Origin of the sequence: Pseudomonas sp. RA_35y_Pfl2_P32, assembly GCF_963970735.1 — a bacterium.
Taxonomy (GTDB): Bacteria; Pseudomonadota; Gammaproteobacteria; order Pseudomonadales; family Pseudomonadaceae; genus Aquipseudomonas.
The window spans coordinates 1-16417 of sequence record NZ_CAXAQF010000015.1 but is presented as its reverse complement, the minus strand read 5'-3'; the positions used below and the strand labels follow the sequence as shown (position 1 = coordinate 16417).

Annotated in this window: 14 protein-coding genes, 2 tRNA genes and 1 pseudogene; 5 read left to right on the top strand and 12 right to left on the bottom strand. The window is 61.1% G+C overall.

Features of this window, described 5'->3' with window-relative positions:
• Positions 1 to 62: 62 nt before the first annotated feature.
• From AACY45_RS16270 to AACY45_RS16255, 4 genes are all read right to left on the bottom strand, one after another.
• The gene (locus tag AACY45_RS16270) at positions 63 to 1358 is read right to left on the bottom strand and encodes a virulence factor family protein (protein ID WP_339546410.1); all 1296 of its coding nucleotides are present in this window, start codon (positions 1356 to 1358) and stop codon (positions 63 to 65) included.
• A complete protein-coding gene (gene mprF, locus AACY45_RS16265) occupies positions 1358 to 4000 on the bottom strand; it encodes a bifunctional lysylphosphatidylglycerol flippase/synthetase MprF (RefSeq protein ID WP_339546409.1) in 2643 nt (880 codons plus the stop codon). Before mprF ends, AACY45_RS16270 begins: the two co-directional genes overlap by 1 nt.
• Positions 4001 to 4280: 280 nt before the next feature.
• A tRNA-Met gene (locus tag AACY45_RS16260) sits at positions 4281 to 4357 on the bottom strand.
• Positions 4358 to 4577: 220 nt separating this feature from the next.
• A tRNA-Met gene (locus AACY45_RS16255) sits at positions 4578 to 4654 on the bottom strand.
• 298 nt (positions 4655 to 4952) lie between these two features.
• On the opposite strand from AACY45_RS16255, the gene dinB reads away from it, so the two are divergent.
• Positions 4953 to 6014, top strand: a complete 1062-nt coding sequence (dinB, locus tag AACY45_RS16250; protein WP_339546408.1) for a DNA polymerase IV — start codon at positions 4953 to 4955, stop codon at positions 6012 to 6014.
• A 42-nt stretch (positions 6015 to 6056) separates the two neighbouring features.
• On the opposite strand, the gene AACY45_RS16245 is transcribed toward dinB, so the two are convergent.
• The 4 genes from AACY45_RS16245 to AACY45_RS16230 form a co-directional block, all read right to left on the bottom strand.
• Positions 6057 to 7010 (bottom strand): hypothetical protein, encoded by a 954-nt coding sequence (locus AACY45_RS16245; protein ID WP_339546407.1) that lies wholly within the window; start codon positions 7008 to 7010, stop codon positions 6057 to 6059.
• 17 nt (positions 7011 to 7027) lie between these two features.
• Complete coding sequence (locus AACY45_RS16240; RefSeq protein ID WP_339546406.1) at positions 7028 to 8743, bottom strand: proline--tRNA ligase; 1716 nt, start codon at positions 8741 to 8743, stop codon at positions 7028 to 7030.
• Between the two features lie 129 nt (positions 8744 to 8872).
• Positions 8873 to 10435 carry an AmpG family muropeptide MFS transporter gene (locus tag AACY45_RS16235; protein WP_339546405.1) on the bottom strand — a complete coding sequence of 521 codons (1563 nt, stop codon included), beginning with the start codon at positions 10433 to 10435 and terminating at the stop codon, positions 8873 to 8875.
• Between the two features lie 43 nt (positions 10436 to 10478).
• Positions 10479 to 10832, bottom strand: coding sequence for an MGMT family protein (locus AACY45_RS16230; RefSeq protein WP_339546404.1), 354 nt, complete (start codon positions 10830 to 10832; stop codon positions 10479 to 10481).
• A 165-nt stretch (positions 10833 to 10997) separates the two neighbouring features.
• On the opposite strand from AACY45_RS16230, the gene AACY45_RS16225 reads away from it, so the two are divergent.
• Positions 10998 to 12005: a DUF481 domain-containing protein gene (locus AACY45_RS16225; RefSeq protein WP_339546403.1), complete on the top strand. Its 1008-nt coding sequence runs from the start codon at positions 10998 to 11000 to the stop codon at positions 12003 to 12005.
• A gap of 112 nt (positions 12006 to 12117) precedes the next feature.
• Here the strand turns inward: AACY45_RS16225 and AACY45_RS16220 are convergent, their stop codons facing one another.
• Positions 12118 to 12327 carry a cold-shock protein gene (locus tag AACY45_RS16220; RefSeq protein ID WP_002554837.1) on the bottom strand — a complete coding sequence of 70 codons (210 nt, stop codon included), beginning with the start codon at positions 12325 to 12327 and terminating at the stop codon, positions 12118 to 12120.
• Between the two features lie 354 nt (positions 12328 to 12681).
• Between AACY45_RS16220 and dcd the strand changes: the two genes are divergently transcribed.
• The 3 genes from dcd (at position 12682) to AACY45_RS16205 (ending at position 14143) form a co-directional block, all read left to right on the top strand.
• Entirely contained in the window at positions 12682 to 13248 is a 567-nt protein-coding gene (gene dcd, locus AACY45_RS16215) for a dCTP deaminase (RefSeq protein WP_003219273.1), read from the top strand.
• Positions 13249 to 13356: 108 nt separating this feature from the next.
• Positions 13357 to 13566 carry a hypothetical protein gene (locus tag AACY45_RS16210; RefSeq protein WP_095166923.1) on the top strand — a complete coding sequence of 70 codons (210 nt, stop codon included), beginning with the start codon at positions 13357 to 13359 and terminating at the stop codon, positions 13564 to 13566.
• A 205-nt stretch (positions 13567 to 13771) separates the two neighbouring features.
• Entirely contained in the window at positions 13772 to 14143 is a 372-nt protein-coding gene (locus tag AACY45_RS16205; RefSeq protein WP_339546401.1) for a hypothetical protein, read from the top strand.
• A gap of 51 nt (positions 14144 to 14194) precedes the next feature.
• On the opposite strand, the gene AACY45_RS16200 is transcribed toward AACY45_RS16205, so the two are convergent.
• The 3 genes and pseudogenes from AACY45_RS16200 to AACY45_RS16190 form a co-directional block, all read right to left on the bottom strand.
• On the bottom strand, positions 14195 to 14959 hold the full coding sequence (locus tag AACY45_RS16200) for an ABC transporter ATP-binding protein (protein WP_339546400.1): 765 nt from the start codon (positions 14957 to 14959) through the stop codon (positions 14195 to 14197).
• 13 nt (positions 14960 to 14972) lie between these two features.
• Positions 14973 to 16091, bottom strand: coding sequence for a succinylglutamate desuccinylase/aspartoacylase family protein (locus tag AACY45_RS16195; RefSeq protein ID WP_339546399.1), 1119 nt, complete (start codon positions 16089 to 16091; stop codon positions 14973 to 14975).
• Between the two features lie 27 nt (positions 16092 to 16118).
• Positions 16119 to 16417, bottom strand: a pseudogene (locus AACY45_RS16190) (amino acid ABC transporter permease); the annotation flags it as partial.

The following is a 16417-nucleotide window of genomic DNA, read 5'->3' as shown; positions in this document are numbered from 1 at the left end:
CGGCGGTAACAAAAAGCCCCCGCTATCGTGCGATAGCGGGGGCTTTTTGTTGGGCGATGCACTCAGTCTTCAGCAACCCTGGAAGCACCCTGGTGCTTTTCGATGATGTCCACCAAGCGCTGGGCCAGGGCCGGGTAGTTCTCGTCGAAGTGGTGGCCGCCAGGGAGCTTCATGGCTTGGCCCACGGCGGTCTTGTCGGTGCAGCCGCTCTCGTCGGCTTCTTCCTCGCCGTAGATGCACACCACTTTGGCGGCGGGCAGCTTGGTCATTTCCGGGCCGGTGGCCGCTTCCTTGCCGGCGTTACCGAGCCAGCCTTCGACTTCAATCTCGAAGCTGCCGGTGCGGGCGAAGGCCAGCAGGATGATCGCGTCGACCCGTTGTTGCTCCGATTCCGCCAGGCGGTTGTAGATGGCGGGCAGAACGTCGGCGCCAAACGAGTAGCCGGTGAGGATGAAGCGCTGGGTGCCCCATTTCTGCCGGTAGTGCTGCATCAGTTCGGCGAGGTCGATGGCGCTCTGTTCAGGGCTTTTGTGCTGCCAGTAGTAGCGCAGGGTGTCGATGCCGACCACCGGGTAGCCAATCTTGGCCATTTCACCGGCCACGTCGCGGTCCAGGTCGCGCCAGCCACCGTCACCGGAGAGGAACAGGGTGACGGTGTCCTTGGCCAGGCCGGCCGGTACTTCGACCACCGGGATGTTCAGGCCGCCATTACCCTTGTCGGCGCCGATCAGCAGCTTGCGCAGCTCGTTGTTCAGCACCTGTGGCAGGTTGATGTCGTAGTCGCTGATGCTGGTTTGCGCGTTGGCCTGGTCCCGTACGAAACCGGCACTGGTGTCGTCCGGGTTGTTGTTCCATGCCACCAGCCAGTGGCCGTGGGCGGCGCTTTTTGGCAGCAGGTGGGTGCAACCGGGTTTCTCCAGGGCCAGGTCGACCGAGACCGCCTGGGACTTGTCGTCCTTCTGCTCGGCCAGCCAGCGCCACGCCAGCACCGCGCCCGGGCCGATACCGCTGACCAGGGTGGCCGGGCCGTTGAGCTGCTTGAGCGCCGACTGCAGGGCGCGCCCTTGCAGCATGCAGTCCTTGGGCAGGATCACCTGGACGATTTCTGTCGCGCCGCCACGGCTGAGGGTGATCAGTTGGGTGTCGCTGAGTTTCTGCTCTTCGTTGACCGCGACAACCACTTGGGCACGCGCCTGGGTGCCCGGAATGACTCGGGTCATGGGCGCGCCGATTGCCGGTGTCAACAGTTCCACGGTGGGTTGTGGAGCTGGACGGCTCCAGTACCAGTACCCACCGCCGAGGATCACAGCCAGTGCCACCAGAGTGGCCAATACATACCGCCAGGAGCGTTGAATCATCAGCGTTTCACCAATCCAGTCAAGCCGCCCGCAATCAGGGCGGCGGTATCGGCCAGTGCCACCAGCGGATCGAGTCCGGCGGGCACGGCCATGTAACGAGGTTCCCAGTCAGGCTGGAACTTGTCTTTGAAGCGGCGCAGCCCCTGGAAATTGTAGAGCTGCTCACCCCGGCGGAACACCATCGAGCCGAGGCGCTGGGTCAGTGGTGCGCCACGCCGGGGTTGCAGGCCCGACAATGGCACCATGCCCAGGCTGAAGCGTGCATAGCCGTGGTTCTTATAATGCTGAATCAGGCCGACCATCATGAATTCCATGGTCAACTTGGGGGCGTCCGGGTGCGCGCGCATCAGGTCGAGGCTGGCCAGGTCGTGGCTGTAGGTCTCGAGCAGGTTGGCAAATGCCACCGGGCGCCCCTCGAAACGAATGATCGCAATGCGAAAGTACTTCAGGTAGTCATCGCTGAAGCGACCGAGGGAGAAGCCTTTCTCGCGTACGTTCTTGCCGGTGAGCCAGGCATCGGAGATCACTTTCAGTTCGTCCATCGGCGCCTGGCCGGGCTCGTGGATTTCCAGCGACAGGCCGTCACGGGTGCCGCGGTTCCAGGTGTAGCGCAGGTCCTTCATCTCCTTGCCCTTGGCTTCCAGATCAAAGCGCAGCAGGTCGACCCGGGCCTCTTCGCCCAGCTTGATGGCGGTCAGGCCGATGTCCATGTAGTAGGGCAGGTTTTCGGCGCGCACCTGATAAAACACCGGGCGGGCATGGTGCAGGTCGCAGAGGTCGCGGAACTGCCAGATCATCTCGGCACGTTGCTGCGGCTGGCCGATCGGGTCGTACAGGGCAACCAGGCTGCGGCCACGACGGGCATACATCAAGAAGGCGTCGCCGTTGGGGTGGAACAGCAACGCCTTGTCACCGGTCAGGGCCAGACCGCCATCCGGTTGGGCCGAGGCCATCAGGATTTTCTGCGCTTTCGCAAGATCAGTCGCGCCGGGCAGGTCAATGGTGGGGCGAGCGGTGCGTAGCAACCAGGTCAGCGACACGACCACCAGCAGCACCGCGGCGCCGAGCAGTGAACGCAAACCGCGCGGTGCATCGGAGTCCAGGGTGAACTGCCACCACAGTTGATGGCTGTACGGCACATCCTGGTAGGCGAACAGCAGCAGCCAGATCGACGCGGCCAATACACACACGCTGGCCACCAGGTACAGCGGCGAGAAGGGCAGTTCGGTCAGGCGGCTGGGGCGATAGAACGAGCGGCGGAAGATCGCCAGCAGGCTGGCCGTCAGGATCAGCAGGCTGGCTTCTTCCCAGTCAAAACCCTTGAGCAGCGACAGTAAGGCGCCCGCTAGCAACAACACGGTGGTGAGCATCCAGGCGGCCGACAGTCGTCGGCGCAGGCCCTGGGCCAGCAACAGGCACAGGACGCCGATCAGGCTGGCGCCGAAGTGCGAGGCGTCGATCAGGCGATGGGGGATCAGAAAGCCGATGTGTTCCAGGCGGGTATCGATCTCCGGTGTAGCGCCCGAAAACAGCAGGACCACGCCCGACAGGAACACCAGCACCGCGAGCACTGGAGCGGCGAGGCCGGAAGCGGTGCGCAGCGCCTCACGGCTGTTGAACAGGCGTTGGGCTTCATTGATCAGCAGCAGGAGGCAGGCCACCAGCATCGGCAGGATCACGTAGATCAGGCGATACAGCAGCAGGGCGGCAGCCAGCGGCGCGGCGCCGAGCTTGTCGGCAAAGGCGGCCAGCAGAATCGCCTCGAACACGCCGACGCCGCCGGGTACGTGACTGAGCACGCCCGCTGCCAGGGCCAGCAGGTAGACCAGCAGGAACGCACCGAATGGCGGGGTTTCCGGCAGCAGCAGATACAAGACGGTGGCCGCGGCGGCGACGTCGAGCGCGGTGATGATCAGCTGCAGGAAGGTCAGGCGCCGGCCCGGCAAGCGTAGGGTGCGGCGCCCGGCACGCACCAGCAGGTTGTCGGGGTAGGGTTGTTCGGGCAGACGGCGGCGATAGATGCCAATCGCCAGGACGGCACAGAGCAGCAGCACGGCAATCGCGATACCGCCCAGCAGGGCTTCGGACAGGTGCAGGGCGGCAGCGGCGGCCGGCAGGTTGCTCAGGGTCGCCAGGGCTGCCAGTGGGGGCAGGGCGCAGCCCAGGGACAGGCTGGCAAACAGGGTCATGTGGGCGACTTCCGAAGCCCCGAGACCGTGGCGCGCATAGAGCCGGTAACGGACCGAGCCCCCCGAGAGCAGCGACAGGCCGATGGCATTGCCAATGGCAAACGCGGTGAAGCCGCCGAACATCAGGCTGCGGGGCGGCAGGCTCACGCCGGCATAGCGCGAGGCCGACCACTCGTAGCCGAGCAGGATGATAAAGCCGACGATCGTTGCACCCAGGGCGCCGAGCAAGGCCGGTTGTGGCACTTGCAAGATGGAGTCATGCAGGGCGTAAAGATCCAGTTCACTTAATAGATGGCGACAGGCAATCAAGGCAATCGCGAACAACAGCAAGGTTACGGCCAGGCCGATGGGCTGGCGGTACTTGCTGAGCAGATCCAGCCAGTGCAGGCGGCTGGCTTTGATCGGTTGGGTCGCAGTGACGGTGTTTTGTGAATCAGAAGAGTTGGCGCGCATCAATCACCTCTTGGATTGTGCGCGACAGGATGGGGGTATCCAGCCAAGTTACCAATCCCTGTAGTAAAAAATAGTTACAAATACTGAGGCCTGTCATTGAGCCTTGGCGCGTGTGCGCAATTCAATGCTTGAGGGGGTGCCTGCGATTGAGCATAGCCTGATCTGATGGACCAGGAGGGCGTGGCAAAGGTTCGCAGTACCTTGCCAGACCATTGTTGCGAAAGGACTTTTTCTGCAGATACAAAAAAGGCCACTCTTTCGAGTAGCCTTTTTTGATGTTTGGTTGCGGGAGCCGGATTTGAACCGACGACCTTCGGGTTATGAGCCCGACGAGCTACCAGACTGCTCCATCCCGCGTCTGTGTGGCGGCATTCTACAGAGGAACGCGGGGGTGTCAACCGTTAATCGTGGATTGGGTCAAATAAACGTAAATTACCTGGGGAGGGGCGCAGGCCCGCACTTAAGTGTCAGAAGCATAACGAGAATTCGTCGCGTCTGTGTTGCGGCTCCAGAGGCTGTGGGTAAAAACACCCACGCACAAAAAAGGCCACTCTTTCGAGTAGCCTTTTTTGATGTTTGGTTGCGGGAGCCGGATTTGAACCGACGACCTTCGGGTTATGAGCCCGACGAGCTACCAGACTGCTCCATCCCGCGTCTGTGTGTCGGCATTCTACAGAGGATCGCCGGTGTGTCAACCGCTACCTGAGAAAAATCTGTTCCTGTTCAATCGCTTAGCGCTTCTATGGAGAGAGGAGGAGGGCTGCAGGGCTTGCCCCGTAAGGGTTTCAGCTCTATTGAAGGTCTGATTTCGATTAATAAAATAAATCCATAAAGGGAGGTATGACTCCCAGTAACAGAAGATTAAAAGCACTGGTGCTATATACAGGTGTCAGTGAGATACTGGTGTTCTGACTGGTATTTGTCCTTTTTCCTTCAGTGAACACCGCCTTTTATGACTCAACGCAAAATCATTCACGTCGACTGTGACTGCTTTTATGCAGCCATCGAGATGCGTGACGACCCGACGCTGGCCAGTAAGCCGCTGGCAGTGGGTGGTTCCGCGGATCGGCGGGGGGTGATTGCGACCTGCAACTATGAAGCCCGGGCCTATGGGGTTCGGTCGGCAATGTCTTCCCGTCATGCGTTGAAGTTGTGTCCGGACCTGGTCATCGTCAAGCCACGCATGGACGCTTACCGCGAGGCGTCCAGGGAAATCCAGACGATCTTTCGCGACTACACCGAGCTGATCGAGCCGTTGTCACTGGATGAGGCCTACCTGGATGTGTCCGACTGTGGGCATTTTGCCGGCAGTGCCACGCGGATTGCCCAGGATATCCGCCGGCGAGTCTCCAATCAGTTGCACATCACGGTGTCGGCGGGTGTGGCGCCGAACAAGTTTCTGGCAAAAATCGCCAGCGACTGGAAAAAGCCCAACGGGCTGTTCGTGATTACGCCGGACCAGGTCGAGGACTTTGTCTCGCAGTTGCCAGTAGGCAAGTTGCACGGCGTCGGCAAGGTCACGGCGGACAAGCTGGCGCGCCTGGGTATCGTCGATTGCCTGCAACTGCGCGAGTGGAACAAGCTGGCGCTGGTGCGCGAATTCGGCAGTTTTGGTGAGCGGTTATGGAGTCTGGCCCGTGGGATCGATGAGCGGGCGGTACAAAACGACAGTCGCCGGCAATCGGTGAGCGTGGAAAATACCTACGATGTGGACCTGCCTGATCTCGTCAGTTGCCTGGACAAGTTGCCCGAGCTGCTGGAAAACCTGAATGGACGCATGGCCCGCATTGACAGCAGTTACCGTCCGGGCAAGCCGTTCGTGAAGGTCAAATTCCATGACTTTACCCAGACCACCTTGGAGCAGGCGGGGGCAGGGCGTGACCTGGGCAGTTATCAGCTGTTGCTGACCCAGGCGTTCAATCGGGGTGGGAAACCGGTGCGGTTGCTGGGGATTGGTGTGCGATTGCAGGATATGCGCGGCGGGTTCGAGCAGTTGGACCTGTTCGGGCGCTAGACAGTGTTCGCGGGCAAGGCTTGCCCGCGAACATTGCCGATGTCAGTTGACGCCCGGATCGGCCACCAGGCGCCCGGCATCCTTGGTCAGCGACTTGAGGAACTCACTCTGCAACTCGGGATCGTTGCGGGTCAGTTCGATCAGGCTCTGTTCCAGTTCGCTGGCCTCTTCTTCCAGGCCCAGCTCCGACAGGCGCTTGACCCGGTGTACCCACTGGCTCACTTCGTCATCTTCGAGGTCGTCGTAGATCAGTTCGTGGGCTTCCAGCAGCTTGCCGCGCAAATTGCCGCTGATGGCCAGCGAGGAGTCGGTGTGCACGTCATCCTGGGCGTCTGCGACAGAGATCTGCAGCTTGCTGATGTGGCTCAGGTCATGTTCGGAGAACGGGCTGTCCAGCAGATTCAATCGCAACACGCCATTGCGGTCGGTGGTTAGCCCGAAGGTCTGCTTGCCGGTCTTGACCTCTACCGGGCGTTCGCTCCAGGGCAGGCTTGAGTATTCCGTGCGTTTTTCCCGCTCGACTTCATCAATGCCCGCCAGGTTTTGCTGCGCGCGACCGTGGGACTGCACGTTCATGAACGGGTTGAGCCCGGCAAAGCCGTAGCTGATCCAGTCCTTGGTGACGCTGTCCGGCAGGTTGCCGAGGGCAAACACGTTGACCACGTTGGCACCGACGCCGGCCACCACCGCGACCGCACCCAGCGGGATCTCATAGACCTCCCGCCAGGGTTGGTAGGGCGTGTAGCGGTCGTAGCGCCGGGTAACTTCGAACTCGGTGACTTCGAAGGTCTTCTGTTCGTGAATCCGCACTCGGCGTTGCGGCAGCTCAAGCACCTTAGGCTCACCGACATCGATCTGCAGGCTGTGATCGAGCAGTTTGCGCTCGATACGCTCCTCGTGCTCGCTGCGCTGTGACATTTGATTGGCACAGCCGCTGAGCAGCAGGGTGCTGCACAGGGCAGCACCACCGAGGCTTAAGGTGTTTCGCTTGAACATGACGTCTCTATCTGGTGTCAGCGGCGGATACGAGCCTGAAGGAACGACAGTACGTCAGCGACCGGCAGCGCTTGCGGCTCGGCCTCGGTACGGCTCTTGTATTCCAGGTTGCCTTCGGCGAGGCCGCGGTCACTGACCACGATCCGGTGGGGAATGCCGATCAGCTCCATGTCCGCAAACTTGATGCCGGGGCTGGTTTTCTTGTCGCGATCGTCCAGCAGCACTTCGAAGCCGGCCGCAGTCAGTTCTGCGTAGAGCTTGTCGGTGGCTTCGCGTACCAGCTCGGTTTCATAGCGCAGCGGCACCAGGGCAATCTGGAAGGGTGCGAGGGTGTCGCTCCAGATGATGCCTTTTTCGTCGTTGCCCTGCTCGATGGCCGCCGCGACCACGCGGGAAACGCCAATGCCATAGCAACCCATTTCCAGGGTTACCGGCTTGCCGTTCTCGCCCAGCACTTCGCACTTCATCGCCTTGCTGTACTTGTTGCCCAGCTGGAAGATGTGCCCGACTTCGATGCCACGCTTGATTTCCAGGGTGCCCTTGCCGTCCGGGCTTGGATCGCCGGCCACGACGTTGCGCAGGTCGGCCACGGTCGGAACCGGTAGGTCGCGTTCCCAGTTAACGCCGAAGTAGTGCTTGTCGTCGATGTTGGCACCGATCCCGAAGTCGCTCATCAGTTCGACCGAGCGGTCGATGATGATCGGCAGCGGCAGGTTCAGCGGGCCCAGGGAGCCAGCGCCGGCGCCAATGACGTCGCGCAGTTCGGCATCGCTGGCCATGACCAGTGGGCTGGCAACGCCCGGCTGGTTGGCGGCCTTGATTTCGTTGAGTTCGTGGTCGCCACGGATGACCAGGGCGATCAGCTTGCCGGCTTCTTCGGCGTGCACGATCAGGGTCTTGATGGTCTTTTCAATCGGCAGATTGAATTTTTCCACCAGTGCCGCGATGGTCTTGGTCTCTGGTGTGTCCACCAGGCGCAGCTCTTCGCTTGGCGCAGGACGGGAGGTTTCCCGTGGCACGGCTTCGGCTTTTTCGATGTTGGCTGCGTAGTCGGAACCGTTGCTGAAGACGATGTCGTCTTCGCCGGATTCGGCCAGCACGTGGAATTCGTGGGAGCCGGCGCCGCCGATCGAGCCGTTGTCTGCCTCGACTGGGCGGAATTTCAGGCCCAGGCGGGTGAACACGTTGCAGTAAGCCTGGTGCATGCGGTCATAGGTGATCTGCAGCGAGGGCTGGTCGGCGTGGAAGGAGTAGGCGTCCTTCATGATGAATTCACGGCCGCGCATCAAACCGAAGCGTGGGCGGATTTCGTCACGGAATTTGGTCTGGATCTGATACAGGTTGATGGGCAGCTGTTTGTAGCTGCTCAACTCGTTGCGCATCAGGTCGGTGATCACTTCTTCGTGGGTCGGGCCGGCGCAGAAATCGCGGCCATGTCGATCCTTGAAGCGCAGCAGCTCAGGGCCGTACTCTTCCCAGCGCCCGGATTCCTGCCACAGCTCAGCCGGTTGAGTGCTCGGCATCAACACTTCGAGAGAACCGGCGGCGTTCATTTCTTCGCGAACGACGGCTTCTACCTTGCGCATTACCCGCAGGCCCATGGGGAGCCAGGTGTACAGGCCCGAGGCGAGTTTGCGGATCATGCCGGCGCGCAGCATCAGCTGGTGGCTGATGACGACCGCATCGGAAGGCGTTTCTTTCTGTGTGGCGAGCAAAAATTGACTGGTGCGCATGGTAGGCCGTTGTCGGTTGCTGAAGACTAGAAATGACGGAGCATTGTACGGGCGAGATCTGCTGGCGTACAGGCGTGCGGTCCATGGTGTCGCCCAGGGGCGGGGAAAGCCCCGCACCCCGGGCGTTTGTCAGGATTCTTCGACGGTGTTGGTGTTCGTCACGGGCTCCGCCGTCGGGGTCGGGCCTTCGCGGCGGCTTTCCTGGAACCAGTGAATGGCGATCAGAATCAGTGTCGGCACGCCGAGCAGGGCGGTGATGATGAAAAAGTCGTGATAACCGAATTTTTCCACCATGACCCCGGTATAGCCGCCGATCAGGCGCGGCAGCAGGAGCATGATCGAGCTTAGCAGGGCGTACTGGGTGGCGGAAAACTTCAGGTTGGTCAGGCTCGACAGGTAGGCCACGAAGGCCGACGTCGCCAGGCCGGAGCTGAAGTTGTCGAGTGAAATGGTGGCAATCAGCATCTGCAGGTTGGCGCCCATGTCGGCGAGCATCACGAACAGGATGTTGGTGCCGGCCGACGCCGCGCCGCCGATGAACAGTATGGGCAGGATGCCGAAGCGCACGATCAGCAGGCCGCCCATGCCGGCGCCCACCAGGGTCATGATCAGGCCGAAAATCTTGCTGACCCCGGCGATCTGGTCCTTGGTAAAGCCCAGGTCGATGTAGAACACGTTGGCCATGACGCCCATCACCGTATCGGACATTCGATAGGTGGCAATCAGCCCCAGCAGCAGGAAGGCCTGCCAGCGATACCGCATGACGAAGTCGTTGATCGGCGTCAGCACGGGCGCCAGGCCGCGACGGCCCATGGTCGACAGGCACATGCCGGTGAGGGTGATGTAGAGAATGGCGCGCAGGAAGGCGCGGTCTTCGAGCAGCAGGTCGAGCAGGCTGGCGTCGCCGAACAGCACGCTGGCAAAGTCGGTGTTGTAGAGTTGGGTGCACATCGCCGGTACCGAGACCAGCAACACAATTAGCACGAACACCGACGCCAGTTGGTGCACAAAGCTGTAGCGCCCGGCGGACAGCTGGGTACGCAGCGGCACCGGCGGTTCGCGCATGAACAGGCTGGTCAGCAGTGCCGGGACCATCAGCAGGCCAAACAGTACGTAGGTGCCGGTCCAGGCCGAATGCTGGTAATTGAAGCCGGTGGAGCCAAAACCCTCGGCAAAGAACAGTGCGCCGGCGGTCGCCAGGAGGGCGGCCACCCGATAACCGGACATGTAGCTGGCGGCGAGGGCAGCCTGGCGGGTGTCGTCGGCGATTTCCAGGCGGTAGGCGTCGACGGCAATGTCCTGGGTGGCCGAAGCGAAGGCCACCACCACCGCGATGGCGATCAGCCAGGATAGGTGTTTTTGCGGGTCGCAGAAGCCCATGCCAATCAAGCCGAGGATCACCAGTGCTTGCGACAGCACCAGCCAGGAGCGTCGCCGGCCCAGTTTGCCGAGCAAAGGCAGGCGCCATTGGTCGAGCAGCGGCGACCACACCCATTTGAAGGCGTAGGCCAGGCCGATCAGGCTGGCATAGCCAATGGTTTCGCGGGCCACACCGGCCTCGCGCAGCCAGACGGAAAGCGTCGAAAACACCAGCATGTAGGGCAGGCCGGCGGCGAAACCCAGCAACAACAGCACGAGCGTCGAGGGGCTGGCATAAGCGGCGAGCGCGGCGCGCCAGGTTTTACGGGGCATGGGCTGGAGTCTGCCTCAAAATTGCGGAAACAAAGCGCGCACTCTAACCGCTGTGCTCTACCGGGCGCCAGCCATGGCGCTGAATATCAACACGATTGTTCTGGATACTGATGCCCTCTGCCCGCAAGCGCGCGCGTTGTTCGTCGCCCGAGGGCGTGCCGACGACCAGGCTGATGCGTCCGCCCGCGCCGAGCACGCGGTGCCAGGGCAGCTTGCTGTCGCCGGGCAACTGGCTCAGGGTGCGCCCCACCCAGCGCGCGGCCCGACCCAGGCCGGCCAGTTCGGCGAGCTGGCCGTAACTCACCACCTTGCCTTCCGGCACTTGGGCCAGGGTGAGGTAGAGTGCCGTTCGGCGGATTTGTGCGGGGTCCTGGGGGGCGTTCTCGCAGTCGCTCACGGGCGTGGTTCCTTGAGGGGCGGTCGAAGTACCGTTGGTAGAGTAAGGTTCCGATCACTCAATGATAAATGAACTCATCACAAATACCCCGGTCAGTCCTTGCTCAGGCTTTCTCTATAGGGATAATGCCGCCTTTTTTCGCGAACCTGAGGCCTGTCCTTGTTTATGCCGTCCAGAATCCTGCTCTGCCTCGCCGCCATCAGTGCTTGCGCTCCTGCACTCGGCGACACCGTCTGGTTAAAGAATGGCGATCGTCTGAGTGGCAAGATCAAGCTCTTTGACGGTGGCAAACTGCTGATCCAGACCGAATACGCGGGCGCCATCCCGATCGACTGGAAGCAGGTCAGGACCCTGGAGAGTGACCAGGAGCTGCTGGTCAAGCAGGATGCCTACACCGGCGAAAAAGCCAAGTCCCTGCAGCCTGCCGATGAGGGCAAGGTCACCCTGGCCAATGGCGAGACGCCCAAGACGGTGGAGTTGGCGAGTATTCAGCAGATTCTCAAGCCCAAGCCGGTGGTCGAGGACCTGGTGTGGAAGGGCAATGTCGATGTCGCCCTGGATTATCAGCGCGCGGAAAATGACACCGACGACTATGACGTGGATTTCAAGACTTCCGCCCGGCATGGCAAATGGCGTCATACCGCAGAGGGTGAATACAATCGCGAGTTCCAGGATGAGGTGGTGACGACTGACAACTGGCGGGCCGAATACTCCCTTGACCGCTTCATTACCGAGCAATGGTTCTGGCAGGGGCGCTTGACCTACAAGCGCGACAAGGTCGAAGACCTCGCTCGTCAGCGAACCGTCGGTACCGGTCCGGGCTACCAGTTCTGGGATGACGAGCTGGGCGCGTTCTCTCTCGGCTCACTGCTGAACCGCACCGACTACGAGTACTCGGACGGCGGCAAGGACAACTTCTATTCGCTGGCGATGAAGTGGGATTACAACCGCTACCTGATCGGCAAGTCGGTGGAGTTCTTCACCAATGGCGAAGTCGGCAAGCCGCTGTCGGGCGTCGCCAACTTTGCCCTCGATGCCGAGTTGGGCCTGCGCTACAAGGTCACGGACTGGGCATCGCTCAACCTCAAGGCCGAGCGTGACATCATCAGTGGTTCCGATGATGCCGACTTCAGCAAGACCCGCTACACCGCGGGTTTTGGGGTGACCTGGTAAAGCCAGTCACCTGGCGAGGGGGGGCTGCTGCCCCCTACAAGGAGGCACAAAACACACGGGCACAAAAAAGCCCCGCTTTTGAGGGCGGGGCTTTTTACTAAATCAGTACAAGTTAGATAACTTGAACTTCTTCAGCTTGCATGCCTTTCTGACCGCGGGTAGCGATGAAAGAAACCTGTTGGCCTTCTTTCAGGCTTTTGAAGCCGTCGGATTGGATAGCTTTGAAGTGAACGAACAGGTCGTCACCGGATTGTGGAGTGATGAAGCCGAAGCCTTTTTCATCGTTGAACCACTTAACGGTACCGGTTTGGCGATTAGACATGGTGTAACTCCTTGAACAAAGATAACTGCGACTCAGGAAGAACCCTGGCCGAGACTGAGTGCAAAGAGCAGGAAAAATTCTTGTAGATGGTTGGATCGAAATTCAACATATCGTGTAGAGATTCTCAGTGACACAAGCAGCACAGTGGCGCCACCTTAACCCTTTTTCCGGAACGTGCCAATGGTCTTTGCGAAGGTTTCTTGGTTTTCGTGACTGACGGTGTGCGTGATCGACGCGCGGTATCCGATATTAAAGGCGATCGGCGATTAATGCGTACCGGACTTTGAACCCGGCGGCGCGCCCCGGTAAGATGCCGGACAGAATTTTTCCACCTCGCTATTCAGGACACCCGCCATGAGCATCAAATCGGACAAGTGGATTCGCCGCATGGCGCAAGAGCACGGCATGATCGAGCCCTTCGTCGAGCGCCAGATGCGTGGCGAAGGCGCCGAACGACTGATTTCCTTCGGTGTGTCGAGCTATGGCTACGATGTGCGCTGCGCTGATGAGTTCAAGGTGTTCACCAATATCAACTCGGCCACCGTCGATCCGAAAAACTTCGATGAGAAGAGCTTCGTCGACGTCAAGAGCGATGTCTGCATCATCCCGCCGAACTCCTTCGCCCTGGCCCGTACCGTCGAGTTCTTCCGCATTCCGCGCAATGTCCTGACCATCTGCCTGGGCAAGAGCACTTACGCGCGCTGCGGCATCATCGTCAACGTCACGCCGCTGGAACCGGAGTGGGAAGGCCACGTGACCCTGGAATTCTCCAACACCACCACGCTGCCGGCGAAGATCTACGCCAATGAAGGCGTGGCGCAGATGTTGTTCTTCGAATCCGACGAAGAGTGCGAAGTCTCCTACAAAGACCGTGGCGGCAAGTACCAGGGCCAACGTGGCGTGACCCTGCCGCGTACCTGAGTCAGTCGTCCGGACAGACCGTGGGAATTCCTGGGCGAGCGTAGACTCTATGGAGTGTACTGCTCGGATCCGCGCAAGGCGGATCGGGCTATCGCTCAGGAGTGCCCAATGAAGATCGATCCACGCGTAAGTGCCGAACTGGCTAGGCTTGAGCCCAATCAGGTGGGCGTACTGGCCTGGTCGTTGTTAGCCCATCCGTCCGTCGCCCAGGCTGGCGGAATTCCCGGTCAGCCCGACCCCGACACCCCCAATGAACAACCCACCGAGCCCGGTGAGCCGACCCTGCCGGACGAGCCACCTCCCGCGCCTGTGGCCTGATTGATCCAGCCCCAAGGGCAACGCCAGTGAACGGCGGTAGGAGTTGACCGCTGTTCACTGGTTGTTCATGCCCCGAAACAACTGTGATCAACGTTGAAACCTATAGCTGGGCAGGTCGTGTTTTTATCGCGACGGTGCTCCCCTGCGTGGCTTGAACAGCAGCGGAGGCGAGCGGCTAGCCAAACCAGTGAAAAAGGAATTTTCAATGAGTTCAGTTCGATCGGGTCATTTCAGCGCTGACATCCACACCGCCAGCGGCCTGGAGTCGTTTCGCATGATGGTGGGCCTGCGGCACTACCTGCGCAAAGGGGTGCACAGTATTGAAGCGGTCAATGACAAGGGGGAAGGTTTTTACGTGTATTTGCCGGATGACATCAAGACCGGTACCTATCAGCTCGAGATCGGGCTGCCCTCGATTATCCATGTGACGGACTGCAGTGAAGCGGAGCTGTACCCTGTGGGCAGCCTGACACTGACCGTTGGCGGGGGTGGACAGTTCTCCGGTACGTTCAGCGGCACGGATGCCGACGGGATCCAGATCGCAAACGGCAGTTTCCGACTGGAACGCCAGGCTTAAGCCGGTTCAAGGCTCAGCAGTGGGGGCCGGTCCCCGCGCCCCCACTGACGACTACTTCAGGTTGCCACTGAGGAACTGCTGGAGCCGTTCACTCCGGGGATTGCCCAACACCTCCTCGGGTGTTCCTTCCTCTTCCACCAGGCCCTGATGCAGGAACAGCACCTGGTTGGACACCTTGCGCGCAAAGCTCATTTCATGGGTGACCATGATCATGGTCCGGCCCTCCTCGGCCAGCCCCTGGATCACCCTGAGCACTTCGCCCACCAACTCCGGGTCCAGGGCCGAAGTCGGTTCATCGAACAGCATGACTTCCGGTTCCATCGCCAGCGCGCGGGCAATGGCCACCCGCTGTTGCTGACCGCCAGAGAGGAACGCTGGGTACTGGTCCGCCACGCGGGCGGCCAGGCCCACCTTATCGAGGTAGCGGCGCGCACGGTCTTCAGCGTCTTTTCTACTCACCCCCAGCACCCGGCGCGGCGCCATGCTGATGTTTTCCAGCACCGTCATGTGGCTCCACAGGTTGAAATGCTGGAACACCATGGCCAGGCGGGTGCGCAGGCGTTGCAGCTCGGCGTCGTCGGCCACGCGCATGCCATGGTGATCCTTGACCATGCGAATCGACTTGCCGTCCAGGCTCATGGCGCCGTCGTTGGGGGTTTCGAGAAAGTTGATGCAGCGCAAGAAGGTGCTCTTGCCCGAGCCGCTGGCGCCGATCAGGCTGATCACATCGCCCGTCCTGGCCTTGAGCGACACACCCTTGAGGACTTCATGGCTGCCGTAGCTCTTGTGCAGGCCTTCGATGGTCAATTTGTACATGGGGTGAACATCCTCAAGGCGAAAGTAGGTAGCCGGTGCGATAGGCTTCAAGGCCCGCGACATGGGCGATTACCATGCCGGCGGTGGCCATGCGGCGGGTCGAGCGGGCGTACAGCAGGCCCTCGTTGGCGCAGTGCACCGGCGTGACCCGGTCGCTGATCGGATCGATGATCTCGGCGATCAATTGCCCGGCTTGCAGGTATTCACCCGGGAGCACGCTGTACACCAGCAGGCCACCGACCGGGGTGGCGACGGGTTCCACCGCCGCCAATGGCGTGGCCGGGTAGGGCAGCTCCGGCAGGGGCCGGGCCTGGCCTTCGATGGCGCCAAAGTGTGTCAGGTAGTCGATCAAGGCCTGGCAGTCGAGGCTGGCCAGGGGATGGTTGACGTCGCCCTGGCCGCGCAGCTCCAGGGTCACCGAAAAGCTGCCCGACGGAATAGGGAAATGCTCGCCAAAACGCTCTTGCAACTGCCACCACACCAGGGTGAAGCACTCATCGAATGACTGGCCACCTGAATCGGTGGCCAGCAGGCTGGCCTCGGCGCCGATGTAGCGCGCCAGCGGTTCGACCTGGGGCCAGGCCTGGGGCGTGGTGTACAGGTGGGCGACGGCTTCGAAGTCACAGTGCAGGTCCAGCACCATGTCGGCATCGCAGGCCAGGGTCTGCAGCACCAGGCGCTGGGATTGCAGTTGTGTGGCGGCGCTCTGGCGCAGCAGTGCATGACGTAAAGTGCGGCGCACCAGGGCCAGGTTGTGCTGCGGATCCTGGTTGAGCTGGCCTTCTATTTCGTGAGCGATCGCTTCGCCGAGGTCGACAAACCAACGGTTGAAATTCTGCCCGCTTTCCAGCTCGTAGCGGCCCAGGGGCACGTCCATCAAAACCTGTTCCAGGCCAATCGGATTGGCCACCGGCACCAGCACGATCTCGCTCAGCAGGCGGCCTTCGGCTTCGAGTTGAGCCAGGTGTTGCTTGAGGTGCCAGGCCACCAGCATGCCCGGCAACTCGTCGGCATGCAGCGAGGACTGGATGTAGACCTTGCTCCGGGCCTGTGTTGGGCCGAAGTGGAAGCTGTGGATCTGGCGTGCGGTGCCCGGCAGCGGGGCAAGCAAGTCATGAATCTGGTGGCGCATGTGCGTGAGTGTCCTGCAACGTGAGAGCTAGTGGGTCGGCCCGAGAAATGCCAGCCAGCGGCGTTCGGCCACCCGGAACAGACCGACCAGGGCGAAGGTCACGGCCAGGTAGATCAACGCGGCGATGCCGAACGACTGGAAGGTCAGGAAGGTCGCCGAGTTGGCATCCCGCGCGACTTTCAGGATGTCCGGAATGGTCGCGGTGAAGGCCACGGTGGTGGAGTGCAGCATCAGGATCACTTCGTTGCTGTAGTAGGGCAACGAACGGCGCAGGGCCGAAGGCATGATCACGTAGGCATACAGCTTCCAGCCCGTCAGGCCATAGG

Bases quoted from the DNA above. Each gene is read 5' to 3' on its own strand.
- AACY45_RS16270 (WP_339546410.1), bottom strand. From the start codon at position 1,358: ATGATTCAACGCTCCTGGCGGTATGTATTGGCCACTCTGGTGGCACTG.
- mprF (WP_339546409.1), bottom strand. From the start codon at position 4,000: ATGCGCGCCAACTCTTCTGATTCACAAAACACCGTCACTGCGACCCAA.
- dinB (WP_339546408.1), top strand. From the start codon at position 4,953: ATGACTCAACGCAAAATCATTCACGTCGACTGTGACTGCTTTTATGCA.
- AACY45_RS16245 (WP_339546407.1), bottom strand. From the start codon at position 7,010: ATGTTCAAGCGAAACACCTTAAGCCTCGGTGGTGCTGCCCTGTGCAGC.
- AACY45_RS16240 (WP_339546406.1), bottom strand. From the start codon at position 8,743: ATGCGCACCAGTCAATTTTTGCTCGCCACACAGAAAGAAACGCCTTCC.
- AACY45_RS16235 (WP_339546405.1), bottom strand. From the start codon at position 10,435: ATGCCCCGTAAAACCTGGCGCGCCGCGCTCGCCGCTTATGCCAGCCCC.
- AACY45_RS16225 (WP_339546403.1), top strand. From the start codon at position 10,998: ATGCCGTCCAGAATCCTGCTCTGCCTCGCCGCCATCAGTGCTTGCGCT.
- AACY45_RS16220 (WP_002554837.1), bottom strand. From the start codon at position 12,327: ATGTCTAATCGCCAAACCGGTACCGTTAAGTGGTTCAACGATGAAAAA.
- dcd (WP_003219273.1), top strand. From the start codon at position 12,682: ATGAGCATCAAATCGGACAAGTGGATTCGCCGCATGGCGCAAGAGCAC.
- AACY45_RS16210 (WP_095166923.1), top strand. From the start codon at position 13,357: ATGAAGATCGATCCACGCGTAAGTGCCGAACTGGCTAGGCTTGAGCCC.
- AACY45_RS16205 (WP_339546401.1), top strand. From the start codon at position 13,772: ATGAGTTCAGTTCGATCGGGTCATTTCAGCGCTGACATCCACACCGCC.
- AACY45_RS16200 (WP_339546400.1), bottom strand. From the start codon at position 14,959: ATGTACAAATTGACCATCGAAGGCCTGCACAAGAGCTACGGCAGCCAT.
- AACY45_RS16195 (WP_339546399.1), bottom strand. From the start codon at position 16,091: ATGCGCCACCAGATTCATGACTTGCTTGCCCCGCTGCCGGGCACCGCA.